Source organism: Halonotius sp. GCM10025705, assembly GCF_042662885.1.
Lineage (GTDB): Archaea > Halobacteriota > Halobacteria > Halobacteriales > Haloferacaceae > Halonotius > Halonotius aquaticus.
Genome location: NZ_JBHSZD010000001.1, coordinates 1,607,995 through 1,621,606, shown reverse-complemented (window position 1 = coordinate 1,621,606; position 13,612 = coordinate 1,607,995). Strand labels below are relative to the sequence as shown.

The following is a 13,612-nucleotide window of genomic DNA, read 5'->3' as shown; positions in this document are numbered from 1 at the left end:
TTCTTGTGCTGTTCATCGGGTTGGGTCGAGGACTCCTTTGTAGGCCGCCTCAAACTGCGGCACTACGACATCGGGATGGTAGTGTTCGCGAACGAATTCACGGTTTTGCGCTCCGATTTCGTCTGCTTGTGCGGCCGCACGCTTCACCGCTTTTGCTAAGGATGTTGGATTTCCCGGCTCACAGAGTAGTTCCCTTTGTGGCACGGTCTCAGCTGGCCCGCCAATATTTGTCGCTACGACTGGCAATCCCGCCTGCATCGCCTCAAGAATCGTTCGGCCGAACGGCTCGGGCCACACGCCAGGGTGTACGAACACGTCAGCGTCCGCGTACGCCCGCTCCACACGGTCGTAAGGGACTTCGCCAGCCAGACCGATTCGGCTCGCAGCATCGCTGTTCAACACTCGGTTCTGGAGAAAATCTTCTTCGGGGCCACCCCCAACTATAGTCAACTCGAACGTCTCAGGAAGGTGCTCCATCGCGTCGATGAGATGGCAGACGCCCTTTGAATCACGGAGGTATCCCACGTACAGCAACCGCGTCCGGTCTTTGTCTCCGTGGGTTTTCTCAGGAACATCCAACGACTCATCAAGCATATTCGGTACGACCTCGAAGTCGCTGTCTGCGAACCCGTGATCTCGGTACACGCGCTCGACGGCAGAGCTCAAAGGGAGGAAGAGATCTATCTGTCGCATCTGCCGCTTCAGGCGCGGGCGTTCGAATCGGAGGAACGTACTCTCGTATACTCGACGTTTCAGTGACGGCGTCACTCCCACGTCTGTCCAGTTAATAAGTGGGTACGCGTTTAATGTTGCGACCGCCGGTACGTTGAGATGCTCTGACAATCGACCCACTGCTGGATGGAGGTGCATATTGTACGCATGCAGAAGATCTGGTGTTATCCCTTCTTCTCGTAGTTTTCGGAACACAATCTCGTTTGGGAGCGTGTATGGGTATTGAGGTATGTTTCCAAGCCGAAATACTGGAATCCCACCAACTTCGTCTTTGCCCTCGTTACTGTCGAAAGAATACACTGTTACATCAGCAATACCACGATTGTGAATTTCTTCCACAAGGAGCCTAGCACTGATCTCTCCGCCACCTGCATGCGTTGGTGGATAACGTGGTGTAACTAATCCTAATTTCATGTATATTTACATTTTATCCAATATATTTTGGTGAATATTTTTGAAAATAAATACGACAAGAATCTACATTCGATATCCAAGAGCTTCCAGTTGATCTTCCTTTCTCGTTTCTGGTTGACTACTTGGAGCCTCAAATCGAGGTTCGTATGTGTTTTTATCATTTGCAGTCATAGTAACCCAAGGTACATATCTAACGTACGGATTAAGACTCCCGGTCTTATGACCGTGTTCCCAATACTCACCGAAAGACTCTCCATGGTCTGCACTGAGTGCTACGGTTTCTACATCCAAGTTGTTCAGCAATATCTCTACCTCGTCTAAGACGGATCTGAGCTCATCGAGATAAGCGTTCCAGATTGTTTCACGGTCTCCCGTATCCGCCAGATATCCCCACCAGTCCTTTTCATACCGGTGTAAATCACGATCCTCGGCTACTGCATTCGCAGCGTAGGGTGGGTGAGGCTGAAGATAGTGAAGTATAATACGGCTAAAACCTTTCTGTCGACCTACCGCTATCCCTCGATCTGTCACGTACCTTGGGGGAGTTCCACCTTCTATATGACCGAGTGGCCCCTCCTCACCTACTGATTCGTACGTGTAGAGGTACTCGAACTTCCCGAGGTCTTCGGCATCAACGGTTGGTATTTTCCGCAACTGTTTATACGCCATTGTGGATTCACTGAGCGATACCGTCTCTGGATCGTGGTCAACTAATATTTTTTCTGCAAACACGTTTGCAGACAGGTATGCAGTGTCGCTTATTTGACTACTATACTGCTTCTCAAACGTTTTTGCTATCCATTCGGGAGATCGTCCACCAACCGATCTGATGCGTCCGATATCTTCCAAGAAACTATACTCATCGGCAACTTCTCGGAGGGCATCCACCCGACAGGTGTCAAGAAGAATAAGTACGTCCCAGTCCAGCGAAAAAACGTTGGTACCGATTGTAGTCTTCGTATTTATATAAGTTACTGGAGTTCTATATAAGACCTCAAAAAGAAGCTCATCTATCGATTCTGTTGGTCGTTTAACACCTTTTTTTATATTTTCTAACGTTAACGATTTTCGCAACATCTTATATTTGAAGCTTGTTGTGAAGCGCATTACTTGCTTCGGTTAGAACATATAAATCAGTCGCGAGTTTACTAGGCGGTGGTCAGATAAGGACTGAAAGGTGAGGCGTCACGATTTCTAAGTGATTATGGAAGAATTCGGACGCCTCAGTGGCAGTATCGACCAGATTGAGTTAGACTTTGTGGAACGGAAAGCGACACCGGAATTTCTGATGAAGCTCAGTATTCAGCTACATTTGTCTGGCCTATCACTTTCGAATACTGTTTCTGTACTTGAGATATTCGGTGTCAAACGCGCTCGATCAACCGTGCACAACTGGATTCACAAGGCCGATCTACAGCCCACTTCCGGAAAAGATCCGGATCACGTTGCGGTTGACGAAACAGTGATCCAACTCAACGACGACCAATACTGGCTGTACGCAGCTGTTGATCCAAAGACGAACGAATTGCTGTACACAAGCCTTGAACCGACAACAAACACCGGACTCGCAGAAGTGTTTCTCGCTGAACACAGCGAGAAACACGACGTTGCTGACGCGGTATTTCTCATTGATGGTGCCCACTCACTATAGGCTGCCTGTCACATGCCGGCTACGATTTCAAATACGAGAAGCATGGAAATCGAAACGCTGTCGAACGTATCTTCCGAGAACTAAAACGCAGAACTATCTGTTTCTCGAACTGTTTCAGCAACGCCTCAGCAGACACAGCCGACGACTGGCTCAGATCGTTCAGCTTCGCATGGAATCAGCTTATCTGAACACTACCCTTGGCCGAGGGCACATGCTTATGTTCTCTCACTAGCATGTATTCACTTGCAGCATGATTGATCAACCCCGACAATCACACCGCTGGGCCACCAACGGCGCGGGTATCGACGTGATATCACTGTTCGGGGACCCCCATGACCGCCCCTGCCGACGCGGCGGCCGCCCAACAGCAACTGTTCGAGATCATTCGCCGGGACTGCCCGTTCGACCAGAAGGCCCGCGACGCCCTCCAACTTGGCGTGTCGTATCTCGGTGTCGACAACGGCCATCTCACGCGGATCGACACCACGACCGACGACTGGCAGGCGATGGTCAGCACCGACGCCGCCGACGGCCACACCCCGCCGGAACTCGAACTTGACCTCCGAGAAACCTACTGTCGGCACGCTATCGAACTGGTCGACCAGCAGTCCGTCCCCGACGTGTCAGCCAGCGAGTGGGCCGATGATCCGGCCCGAGACACCCGCGAACTCGGCTGTTATCTCGGGACGCCGATCGTCCTCGACGGGGAGCCACGCGGCACCGTCTGTTTTGTCGCTGCCGAGGGCCGCGAGCCCTTTACCGACGCCGACCGCCAGTTCGCCGCGTTACTGGCCTGTCTGTTGGAACGCGAACTTGAACGTGAGACTGTCGCCACCGCGCTCACCAACCAGACGACGCTGGCGACGGTGCTCAACCGCGTGCTGCGGCACAATCTCCGCAACGAGATGTCGGTCATTCGGGGGTTCACACAGCTCATGGCCGCCGACACTGACACCGGGCACGACGATACCGTCTTTGAACATATCGACGACCTCCTCCAACTCTCGGAGAAAGCCCGCGAGCTTGAACGGATCGTCACCAGCGACGCCGACCGCACGACCGTCGATATCATCGCTCTCGTCGACGGCCTTGTCGACGCTGTCGCTGACGACTACCCGGCGGCGTCGATCTCGGTTGTCGCCGATGGCTCGATCACGACAGCCGTGTTACCAAGCTTCGAACGCGCCCTCATGGAGTTACTCGACAATGCCGCCAAACACGGCGGCGACGCGCCGACAATCACCGTGACCGTTGAGACGGTACCGGATGCCGTCGAGATCGAGATCGTCGACGACGGCCCTGGCCTCAGCGATCAGGAGATCGACGTGTTGGATACCGGCACCGAAACGCCGTTTACCCACGGCAGCGGCCTCGGCCTCTGGCTGGCCCACTGGATCGTCAGCAGCCATGACGGCACGATCAACGCGATGGCCACCGACTCGGGGACGGTCATGACCGTCTCGGTGCCGCGAAAACCCGGGATGAAGATCAGCCACGACCTTCCGGAGCTGACCCGGGCCCGAGACACCTATCGGGCGGCCGTCGAGGGGGCTTGCGATGCGATCATCGTCGTCACCGACGACGGCCGAATCGTTGAGGCCAATCCCGCTGCCGGCGAGCTCTTTGGCGCCGATCGAACCGCGCTGCTCGGCCGTGTTCTCACGGACTTTTTCGCCGAGGGGGTCACCGTCGAGACGATCTGGGCTGACCCCGATCCCAGCGAGCGGGCCACGGTCACCGCCGTCGACGACGCCGGCTGGAGGCGTATTATCGAATACACCGCTACCCCGGAGATCGTCACCGGCCATCACCTCTTTGTTGGCCGTGACGTGACCGAACAGGTCGCCCGCGAGGCGGAGTTGGCCCGCAAAACACAGGCGATGGATGAGGCTCCGATCGGGATCGTCCTCACCGACCCAAGCGCCCCGGACAACCCGATCATCTACGTCAACGACGCCTTCTGTGCGCTGACCGGCTATACGGCCGAGGAGATCCTCGGCCAGAACTGTCGGTTTCTGCAGGGGCCGGCCACCGACGACGACCGGGTCGCCGAGCTCAGTGCCGGGATCGAAACCCGAGAGTCAACATCGGTGACGCTGCGAAACTACCGTGCCGACGGCACCCCATTTTGGAATCACATCACCATCGCCCCGGTCGGCAGCGGCGACGACGAGCGCATGGTTGGCTTTCAGGAGGATGTGACCGATCGGATCGACCGGCCGTTGTCGCCAGCGGAGCCACCGAACTCCGCAGAGTAACCTGCTCACTGTGGGAAGCGGTGTGTCACTCAGTTTAAGTCCTTTCACTGACAACTATAGTTATGCGTTCTGCCGCCTACCGCGAACGGCTATACGATACCTTCGCGGAGCCGGGTGTCGATGTCGGGGCTCGGATCGACGATGCACTCGCCATCGGAACGGCGTATCTCGACCTCCCGGTCGGCTTTTTCACCCGGATCGAGGACGGCCAACAGGAGATCATCCATGCCACGGGCGACCACGACCTCATCCAGCCGGGCGAAACCTGTCCGCTCGACGAGGCGTACTGTCGCCGCACCATCGAACTCGACGGGGCACTTGCCATCCAAGACGTGTCGGCGTCGGCGATCAACGAGCAGGCCATCGAGACCTTCGGGCTCGGCACCTATATCGGCGCGAAAGTCGTCGTCGACGACGAGATCCACGGCACCGTCTGTTTTGCCGATCACGACCAGCGAGCCGAGTCGTTTGCCGAATCCGAGGAGCTGTTCGTAGAGTTGCTGGCGAAACTCGTCGGGAGCGCGCTCGAACAGCAAGCCTATGAGCGTGATCTCCGCGAGCAAAACGACCGACTCAGACGCGAAAAAGAGCGGTTTGAGGGGATCGCCGAAACCAGCTTCGACATCCTGTTTCGTGTCGACGACGCCGGGCAGTTTAGCTACGTCTCGGCGGCTGTCGAACGCGTCTTAGGCTACCAGCCCGCGGAACTGGTCGGCGAGCCCTTCACCGAGTTCATCACCAACGAGTCAGCCCGCGATGCAGCCGTCGCATACGACCAACTGCTGGACGGCGAGCCGATCGAAAACATCGAACTCGAGTTTTGTGACACCGACGGCACCATCGTCGTCATCGAGGTCAACGCGACGCCGATCACCGATACTGGTGCGATCACCGGCGTCCAAGGTGTCGGCCGCGACATCACCGCGCGGAAAGCCCGAGAAGAAGAGCTTCGGATCAAAACCCGGGCGATCGACGACGCCGACATCGGGATTATGATCGCCGATCCAAGCCAGCCAGACGAGCCGCTGGTCTATGTTAACGGTGGCTTTGAGCGAATTACGGGCTACAACGCTGATGAGGCCGTCGGTCGCAACTGCCGGTTTCTCCAGGGCGAGGCGACCGATCCCGACGAGGCCGCGCGATTCCGTTCGGCGATCAAAACCGAATCATCGGTCACGGTCGAACTTATCAACTACCGCAAGGATGGGACGCCGTTCTGGAATCGCACCCAACTCACGCCGATCTTTGATCACGACGGCGATCTGACCCACTATCTCGGGTTTCAGACGGATGTCACCGAACGCCGCCGGACGGAGCAGTTGATCGCGCTGCTCAACCGCGTGCTGCGGCACAACCTCCGCAACGATATGTCGAAGGTCATGGGGTTTGCGAACCTGATCAATACGGGCGAAACTGAATCGCCGCGCGCAACCGCCGGTCGGATCGAAGGCGTCGCCGACGACCTCGTTTCGCTGAGCGAGCACGCCCAGACGCTCGAAGCAAACGCCCGAATTGACCGAGAGCCGCGGCGGCTCGATCCGACCACGGTGCTTGCCCGGATCGTCGCCGATCACCGCGACGCGCATCCGGCGGCCACCATCGACGTGACGCTCACGACCGACCGGGATATCTGTGCCGGCGCGGAGATCGAGGATGCCCTCTCGGAGGCGGTGACGAATGCGATCACCCATAACTCGGTCGCCGAACCGAGCGTCACGGTGACCGTCAGCGATGTCGACGAGTGGATCGAAATCGAGATCGCCGACGACGGCCCCGGGATCGATCCGATGGAGGCTGACGTTGTCGCCGCCGGCAGCGAAACTCCACTCAAACACGGCTCGGGGCTTGGCCTCTGGCTGATCAACTGGATCGTCACCCGCTACGGTGGGGCCTTCGAGATCGACGGCGACGACGGGACGATCGCGACGATCCGGCTCCCGGCGATCACCGATGCCGACACCGTCGCCGATGTCGTCCGACGGCCGACGGTGCTGTTCCGGTAGCGCGGTCGCTCGGGGTTAGCCGTGGGTGTAGCCACGATCAGCCAATGGCTCGCCGTCGACGGTGACGCCGGCCTCGCGTTCGACGACGCGGCCGATCTCGGTTAGCGGTGTCGGCGAGGCCGCCCGCACAGTATCAATCTCGACGGCCGGTACTGTCGCCACCAACTCAAAGTCCTCGCCGAAGTGGACGGCCGCCTCCCAGCGATCCTCGCTGTCGTCGGCAACCTCGCTGAGGGCGTCGGCGATGGGGACGGCCGCGCGGTCGATCGTGAACCCACAGTCGCTGGCCTCGGCGAGTTGGTGTAGCGACCGCGCCAACCCATCGCTTGAGTCCATCATCGCTGTCGCCGAGCCAGCAAGCGCCCGGCCGGCGTCGACTCGCGGGGTGAACTGAAAGCGGTCGTTGGCGGCGTCGAACGCCTCGCGCTCGAAATAGCGGAGGGCGGCCGCGCTTCGCCCGAACCCACCGGTGACGACGACGCGGTCGCCAGGGGTTGCCCCCGCGCGGTCGACCGATTCATCGACCGCTCCGATCGCCGTCGTCGCCACGGTGAACTCGCTGTGGGTATCGAGATCGCCGCCGACGTATTTGGCGTCGACAGCCGCACAGACCGCCTGCGCACCATCGATAAAATCGCTGAGGGCGTCAGCCTCGAAGGCGGTGTCAGCGTAGGCAGCAACCGCCGCGGTCGGATTTGCGCCGACGGCCGCGAGATCCGACAGCGAGGCGGCGACCGACCGCCAGCCCGCGGTGTAGCGGGTCGTTCCCGCGGGAAAATCCGTCGTCTCGTGGAGCATGTCGGTCGTGATCGCCGTGTCGTCGACGACGGCGGCGTCATCGCCGGCATGCGGAAGGGTCGCCGCGAGCTGTCGGAGGGCCGCACGTTCGTCCATCAGGTTATCCACCGTTTTGCCCTCGGCGACAAAAGCGTATGCTCTTCGGCCGACCTCGCCCACGTATCCGATCGGTGCGTTGATTGTCGCCCTGCCCGACGCCTCGGTATGGCACGCGACCGGCTACGGACGACGCTGGCGGGCTTTCTGCTGGCAGCCGCCGTCATCGCCGTCATCGCGTGGCTTGTCGGCATCGACGATGTGGTGCAGTCGCTCCGGCAAGCAGACCGCAGCGGTGTCGCCACCGTCGCCGCCCTGATCGTTGGCTGGGTCGCCTGCTGGGGATTGGGGATGCGCGCCGCGCTCCGGAGCTACGGCGCGGCCGTCTCGCCGTGGACAGGTCTGCTGCTGTCGGCCGGCGCGGGGTTTGCGAACAACGTCACCCCCTTCGGCAACGCCGGCGGCGAACCGTTGACGACGCTGCTGGTCGCCGAGCGCACCAGTGTCCCCTACGAGCGCGGGCTGGCGGCAATGGCTGCTGTCGACGCGGTCAACATCGTTTCATCGGTGAGTTTTGCACTTGTTGGGCTGACATGGCTCGCGGTCGCCGGCTCGCTTGCAGGCCAGCTCACCGCTGCGGCTGCCGCTGTCGCCGCCGCGGTCGTTGTGGGTTGCGGTGCCGCGGCCGGGCTCTGGCGTCGTCGCCGCGGTATCACAACCCGACTTATCGACGGGTTGACACAGCTTTTTGGCTGGCTTGCGGCAGTCGTCCCGCGGCTCTCGGCCCCGGATCGGGCGACTGTCGCTGGCCGGGTTGCGGGCTTTGTCGATGATCTCGAACACATCGCGGCCGACCGCCGAACGCTTCAGCTGTGCTCGGCTACTCCGTGGCCGGTTGGCTGTGTCAACTGCTGGCATTGTGGGCCGCTTTCACGGCCATCGGCACGCCGATCTCGGTGGTGGCCGCCTTCGTCGCGCTGCCGCTGGCGTCGGTCGCGTTGGCTCTCCCGTTGCCGGGTGGAGCCGGCGGCATCGAGAGCGCGCTGGTCGCCGTTCTCGTCGGGACGCCGCTGACGACGGTGTCGCCGGCGACGGCCGTTGCCGGGGTCGTCTTGTTTCGGGGATTTGCCTACTGGCTGCCGACGACGCTGGGCGGGCTTGTCTTTGCGGAGTCGGCCGTCGGCTGGTATCGTCAGTCGCGTCGCTGACACCGATCTCATACGGGTTGGCCGTGTGATCGTCTCGCACGAAATCGGCCGGCAGACGGCGGCTGCGGCGTCGATACGATGCCTTTAAAGGCGCCAAACCGGAATACGGCCCTATGGTAACTCTCTACGACGTGCCGCCGGAGGAGCTCATCGAGGAGCTCGCCGACCGGCTTGCAGACCGGCTCGAAACGCCGGAGTGGGTTGAGTACACGAAGACGAGCCACGACCGCGAACTGCCACCCCAACAGGATGACTTCTGGGAGCGACGCGGGGCCAGCCTCCTCCGAAAGGTCGCCATCGAGGGCCCGATCGGCGTCGAACGACTCTCGACGGGGTACGGCGGCACGAAAGGCGGCTCGAACCGCTACGCCGTTGCCCCCGCAAAACAGGTCGACGGCTCGACGAAGATCATCCGCGAACTGCTGACCCAACTCGAAGACGACGGGCTCATCCAGACGGCCCAAGGCGAGGGTCGCCGCACCACCGCCGAGGGTGACGCCTTCCTCGATGAGGTCGCCAAAGACGTCTTCGACGACCTCGACAACCCCGAACTCGAACGCTACGCCTAATTCGGCCGTCCGAAACCGTTTTTGGGGCTGCACGACGACACAACATGTATGAGCAACAGCCCTGACGACGATCGACTCGAAGAACTCCGCGAGCAAAAGCGGAAAGAGCTCAAACAGCAACAGCAGGGCGGCGAGGGCGATGCGGCTGACCGCCAGCAGGCTGCCCAAGAGCAGGCCGAGGCCCAACGCGAGGCCGTCCTCAAAAAGCACCTGACCGACGGGGCGCGCCAGCGGCTCAACGCCGTCGAGATGTCGAAACCGCAGGTCGCCAAACAGGTCAAACAGCAGATCGTCGCCCTCGCCCAGAGCGGTCGCGTCCAAGATCGGATCGACGAAGCCCAGATGAAAGAGCTGCTGAAGGAACTCCAACCGGACTCGCAATCCTTCGATATCCAACACCGCTAACATGGAGTTAGCGCTGCTGTACAGCGGTGGCAAGGACTCCTCGCTTGCAGCCCTCCTTTTAGACGAGTTTTACGACGTTCGGCTCGTGACCGCACACTTCGGCGTCACCGACGACTTCCAGCACGCCCGCGAGGCCGCTGCCGAACTCGGCTTCCCGTTTGAGACGGTCACGCTCGATGAATCGGTCGCCGAGGATGCCGTCGAACAGATGGTCGACGACGGGTTTCCGCGTAACGGCATCCAGCGTGTCCACGACCACGCGCTCGAAACCGTGGCTGCGCTCGCTGTCGACGCCATCGCCGACGGGAGCCGCCGTGACGATCGCGTGCCGACGGTTTCCCGGGCGGCGGCCCAAAGCCTCGAAGACCGCCACGGTGTCGACTACATCGCGCCGCTATCAGGGTTTGGTCGCCACGCCGTCGACGATCTCGTCGCCGCGAATCTTGCGGTCGAAACCGGCCCCAGTGAGACGGTGCCAAAAGCCGACTACGAAGGCGAGTTGCGGGCGATCTTAGCCGACCGCCACGGCGATGACGCCGTCGACGAGGTCTTTCCCGATCACGAACAGACCTACGTCCACGGGCGTCGGTAGCGACGCGCCGCGCCCCACGCCGAGATCGAACAGCCTCACGTCGAGACCGAACGCTTGAACTCCCTCCCGGGGTTCGATGCAGTGAATGGTCGGTGGGATCGTCGTCGCGGTGGCCGCAGCCCTCGTGTGGGGTGGCTATCTCTACTATCTCAAACGGGCCTTCGAGGGCTATGCAGCCTCGCTGTTGACTGTCGGGATCAACAGCTTCGCGCTGCTGTGGTATCTGCCGGTCTGGTATTTTCGCGTCGGCACAGCGACGACAACTGAGGCGCTAACGACGTTTGGGGCCAGTGAACTTGGCATCATCGTGTTGACGACGACGATGATCGCCGGGGCGATGATCGCCTTTCTGCGCGCGTTGGCCATCGGGGAGGTCTCCTATGTCGCGCCGATCAGCAAGATCGTTCCCGTGTTCGTGCTCCCGATTGAGGTCGTCGTCCTCGGGCAGGTGTTGACGCCGCTGCAGGTCGCTGGTGTCCTCGTTGCGACCGCCGCGGTCTACGTCGCCAACTTTCGTGGCGGCTCCCTGCTTGATCCACTTCGCCAGGCAACCACGTCGACGGCCGCGCGGTTGGCGATCCTCAGCGCGATGGCGTTCGGCGTTAGCGATGTTGCCAGACGGATCGCCCTCCAGGAGATGGCGATCCCGGTCGGCGTCTGGATCCCGATCGTACTTGGTGGCGTCGCGGTCGTGTTGCTTCCGGTCGCGCTGCGGGCGACTCCGCCGGCAACGCTGCGGGCGGATCTGCCGAAGCTTGCGGTCGGCGGGCTGTTCGTCGCTGCCGGTGAGGGGCTGACCAACGTCGCCTTCTCGCTGGTGCCGGCGAGTATCGCCTCGCCGATCATCAACACCCAAGCCATCGTCGCCGTGTTACTCGGCGGGCTGTTGCTCGACGAACAGCAGTTCGGGATCCGGATCGTCGCCGCCGTGCTCGCGGTGATCGGTGTGACGATGATCGCGGTGTGAGACACCCGGATTGTGGTGTGAAGAATCCACATCGCGGTGTGCATGAAACCCCCACGCCGGCAAGGGTACAGACAGGAAGACAGATATACGCGCTCGGCGTATCCCCTGTATGACAACGACGCTCGTTTCGGTGCGCTATCCCCTCACGGCGGATAGCTATCGGACGATCCAACGCGGGCGTGAGCTGACCGAGGACGGCGAGTCGCTGATTGTGCTTCATATCTCACTGCTGCAGAACGGCGAGCGAGCCACCCGGAGCGAACTTCAGGCGGCCGTCGAGGACGAACTCGGCGAGATCGGTGCCCACTATATCGTTCGGCAGGGGTACGTCCTTGAGGAGGCGATCATCGACGAAGCCGCCAGACAAAACGCCGACCGCGTCCTCGTCGGCAAGACCAAACGCGGGCGGTTCCGTCGCTGGGTGGGGCAACTGCTCGGGCTGTATCCGGATCTCGAAGCCGCGCTTACCGAAAATCTCGGGACACGACTCGAAGTCGTTGCGTAGTCGACACCCGGAGGCAACAGCACCTCCGATGTATTTGTCGCCGCCGACCGAACCGCCAAAGGACAGCATTCAAGCGCGGCCCTCGCAAACGCCCGGCTATGTACGACCGACTCAAAGGGTTTCGTGACTTCTACCCCGACGAGATGACCGCTCGCCGGGAGGTCATCGACACCGTTGAGGCCGCCGCCGCCCGGTATGGCTTCCGCGAGATCGGGACGCCGACACTGGAGGCGACCGAGCTCTATACCGACAAATCCGGCGACGAGATCGTCGACCAACTGTACAACTTCACCGACAAGGGCGGTCGTGAGGTGACACTCTCCCCGGAGTTGACGCCGACAGTCGCCCGGATGGTCGTCGCCAAACAGCAGGCCCTCTCGAAGCCGATCAAGTGGTACTCGACGCGTTCGTTTTGGCGGTACGAACAGGTACAACAGGGTCGTTTCCGGGAGTTCTATCAGACCAACGTCGATATCTTCGGCTCCAGTGAGCCCACCGCCGACGCCGAGGTCTTAGCGTTCGCGGCTGACGCACTGACCGATCTCGGTCTCACGGGCGATGATTTCGAGTTCCGCGTCTCACACCGTGATCTGCTGGGCGGTCTCTTGGCTGCCTTCGACGCTGATGTCGACACCGAGGCGGCGATTCGCGCGGTCGATAAATCCGAGAAGATCGACGATGAGGAGTATTACGGCCTCTTACAGGACGCCGGCCTACGCTACGAGCAGGCCGAAACGTTCGACGAGTTGCTTAGCACCGACGATCTCGCCGATCTGGTCGATTTCGCCGGCACCGATCGCGTCGCCGACGCCGTCGCCAACCTCGAAGCCGTTCTTGCGGCGGCTGAGGAGCTTGGCGTCCGCGAGTACTGTGACGTGTCGCTGGAGACCGCCCGCGGGTTGGACTACTACACCGGCGTCGTCTTCGAGTGTTTCGACTCGACGGGTGAGGTCTCGCGGTCGGTCTTCGGTGGCGGTCGCTACGACGACCTCATCGAAAGCTTCGGCGGCCAACCTACCCCCGCCGTCGGCGTCGCCCCGGGCCACGCCACCCTCCAGTTGCTCTGTGAGCGCGCTGGCGTCTGGCCCGAGGAAGCCCCCGCGACCGATTACTACGTCCTGAGCGTCGGCGACACTCAGGCTGTCGCTGCTGACGTTGCTCGCCAACTCCGCGACCGTGGCCACGTCGTCGAAGTCGACATCGCCGACCGGAGCTTCGGTGCCCAGATGAACTACGCTGACTCGATCAACGCCGAGACGGTCGTGATCGTCGGCGAGCGCGACCTCGAAAACGGCGACGTGACGGTGAAAGACATGGCAACCGGTGACCAGACGACCGCACCCGTCGACGACTTCCCCGGCGATCTGGCGCGGCCGACCTACGAGGACTGGGCGTAACCGGTTGTACAACAGCGTCCATTGTCTGTCGACGGCGACGTATGTGGTGGGCCAACTGTACGCATCGAAGGATAAGC

Annotated in this window: 12 protein-coding genes and 2 pseudogenes; 11 read left to right on the top strand and 3 right to left on the bottom strand. The window is 61.0% G+C overall.

Features of this window, described 5'->3' with window-relative positions; all coding sequences use genetic code 11:
* Positions 1-12 precede the first annotated feature (12 nt).
* Positions 13-1,146 carry a glycosyltransferase family 4 protein gene (locus tag ACFQJB_RS09080; RefSeq protein ID WP_379726418.1) on the bottom strand — a complete coding sequence of 378 codons (1,134 nt, stop codon included), beginning with the start codon at positions 1,144-1,146 and terminating at the stop codon, positions 13-15.
* A 63-nt stretch (positions 1,147-1,209) separates the two neighbouring features.
* Positions 1,210-2,253, bottom strand: coding sequence for a hypothetical protein (locus tag ACFQJB_RS09075; protein WP_379726415.1), 1,044 nt, complete (start codon positions 2,251-2,253; stop codon positions 1,210-1,212).
* Between the two features lie 97 nt (positions 2,254-2,350).
* Between ACFQJB_RS09075 and ACFQJB_RS09070 the strand changes: the two are divergent.
* The 3 genes and pseudogenes from ACFQJB_RS09070 to ACFQJB_RS09060 all read left to right on the top strand — a co-directional run bounded on the left by ACFQJB_RS09070 (position 2,351) and on the right by ACFQJB_RS09060 (position 7,058).
* Positions 2,351-2,985, top strand: a pseudogene (locus ACFQJB_RS09070) (IS6 family transposase).
* A 144-nt stretch (positions 2,986-3,129) separates the two neighbouring features.
* On the top strand, positions 3,130-5,055 hold the full coding sequence (locus ACFQJB_RS09065; RefSeq protein ID WP_379726412.1) for a PAS domain-containing protein: 1,926 nt from the start codon (positions 3,130-3,132) through the stop codon (positions 5,053-5,055).
* A 62-nt stretch (positions 5,056-5,117) separates the two neighbouring features.
* Complete coding sequence (locus ACFQJB_RS09060) at positions 5,118-7,058, top strand: PAS domain S-box protein (protein WP_379726409.1); 1,941 nt, start codon at positions 5,118-5,120, stop codon at positions 7,056-7,058.
* Between the two features lie 15 nt (positions 7,059-7,073).
* Here the strand turns inward: ACFQJB_RS09060 and thiL are convergent, their stop codons facing one another.
* Positions 7,074-7,952 carry a thiamine-phosphate kinase gene (gene thiL / locus ACFQJB_RS09055; protein WP_379726406.1) on the bottom strand — a complete coding sequence of 293 codons (879 nt, stop codon included), beginning with the start codon at positions 7,950-7,952 and terminating at the stop codon, positions 7,074-7,076.
* Here thiL and ACFQJB_RS09050 point away from each other — a divergent pair.
* The 8 genes and pseudogenes from ACFQJB_RS09050 to hisS form a co-directional block, all read left to right on the top strand.
* Positions 7,905-8,699: pseudogene (locus ACFQJB_RS09050) on the top strand (lysylphosphatidylglycerol synthase domain-containing protein); the annotation flags it as partial. The gene thiL and the pseudogene ACFQJB_RS09050 sit on opposite strands and share 48 nt — an antisense overlap.
* Before the next feature lie 65 nt (positions 8,700-8,764).
* On the top strand, positions 8,765-9,100 hold the full coding sequence (locus ACFQJB_RS09045; RefSeq protein ID WP_379726403.1) for a lysylphosphatidylglycerol synthase domain-containing protein: 336 nt from the start codon (positions 8,765-8,767) through the stop codon (positions 9,098-9,100).
* Between the two features lie 113 nt (positions 9,101-9,213).
* The gene (locus tag ACFQJB_RS09040) at positions 9,214-9,669 is read left to right on the top strand and encodes a 30S ribosomal protein S19e (protein ID WP_120103252.1); all 456 of its coding nucleotides are present in this window, start codon (positions 9,214-9,216) and stop codon (positions 9,667-9,669) included.
* A gap of 48 nt (positions 9,670-9,717) precedes the next feature.
* Entirely contained in the window at positions 9,718-10,074 is a 357-nt protein-coding gene (locus tag ACFQJB_RS09035; protein WP_120103250.1) for a DNA-binding protein, read from the top strand.
* Position 10,075: 1 nt separating this feature from the next.
* Positions 10,076-10,666 carry a DUF7411 family protein gene (locus ACFQJB_RS09030; protein ID WP_379726400.1) on the top strand — a complete coding sequence of 197 codons (591 nt, stop codon included), beginning with the start codon at positions 10,076-10,078 and terminating at the stop codon, positions 10,664-10,666.
* An 85-nt stretch (positions 10,667-10,751) separates the two neighbouring features.
* A complete protein-coding gene (locus tag ACFQJB_RS09025; RefSeq protein WP_120103246.1) occupies positions 10,752-11,633 on the top strand; it encodes an EamA family transporter in 882 nt (293 codons plus the stop codon).
* Between the two features lie 109 nt (positions 11,634-11,742).
* Positions 11,743-12,138 carry a universal stress protein gene (locus tag ACFQJB_RS09020; RefSeq protein ID WP_379726397.1) on the top strand — a complete coding sequence of 132 codons (396 nt, stop codon included), beginning with the start codon at positions 11,743-11,745 and terminating at the stop codon, positions 12,136-12,138.
* A gap of 98 nt (positions 12,139-12,236) precedes the next feature.
* Positions 12,237-13,535, top strand: coding sequence for a histidine--tRNA ligase (gene hisS / locus ACFQJB_RS09015; RefSeq protein WP_379726394.1), 1,299 nt, complete (start codon positions 12,237-12,239; stop codon positions 13,533-13,535).
* Positions 13,536-13,612: the final 77 nt, after the last annotated feature.

What these genes read in the sequence shown, in the direction of transcription:
- ACFQJB_RS09040 (WP_120103252.1), top strand. Translation starts at nt 9,214, where the DNA reads ATGGTAACTCTCTACGACGTGCCGCCGGAGGAGCTCATCGAGGAGCTC.
- ACFQJB_RS09030 (WP_379726400.1), top strand. Translation starts at nt 10,076, where the DNA reads ATGGAGTTAGCGCTGCTGTACAGCGGTGGCAAGGACTCCTCGCTTGCA.
- ACFQJB_RS09020 (WP_379726397.1), top strand. Translation starts at nt 11,743, where the DNA reads ATGACAACGACGCTCGTTTCGGTGCGCTATCCCCTCACGGCGGATAGC.
- ACFQJB_RS09075 (WP_379726415.1), bottom strand. Translation starts at nt 2,253, where the DNA reads ATGCGCTTCACAACAAGCTTCAAATATAAGATGTTGCGAAAATCGTTA.
- ACFQJB_RS09025 (WP_120103246.1), top strand. Translation starts at nt 10,752, where the DNA reads ATGGTCGGTGGGATCGTCGTCGCGGTGGCCGCAGCCCTCGTGTGGGGT.
- ACFQJB_RS09035 (WP_120103250.1), top strand. Translation starts at nt 9,718, where the DNA reads ATGAGCAACAGCCCTGACGACGATCGACTCGAAGAACTCCGCGAGCAA.
- ACFQJB_RS09060 (WP_379726409.1), top strand. Translation starts at nt 5,118, where the DNA reads ATGCGTTCTGCCGCCTACCGCGAACGGCTATACGATACCTTCGCGGAG.
- thiL (WP_379726406.1), bottom strand. Translation starts at nt 7,952, where the DNA reads ATGGACGAACGTGCGGCCCTCCGACAGCTCGCGGCGACCCTTCCGCAT.
- ACFQJB_RS09080 (WP_379726418.1), bottom strand. Translation starts at nt 1,146, where the DNA reads ATGAAATTAGGATTAGTTACACCACGTTATCCACCAACGCATGCAGGT.
- ACFQJB_RS09065 (WP_379726412.1), top strand. Translation starts at nt 3,130, where the DNA reads ATGACCGCCCCTGCCGACGCGGCGGCCGCCCAACAGCAACTGTTCGAG.
- hisS (WP_379726394.1), top strand. Translation starts at nt 12,237, where the DNA reads ATGTACGACCGACTCAAAGGGTTTCGTGACTTCTACCCCGACGAGATG.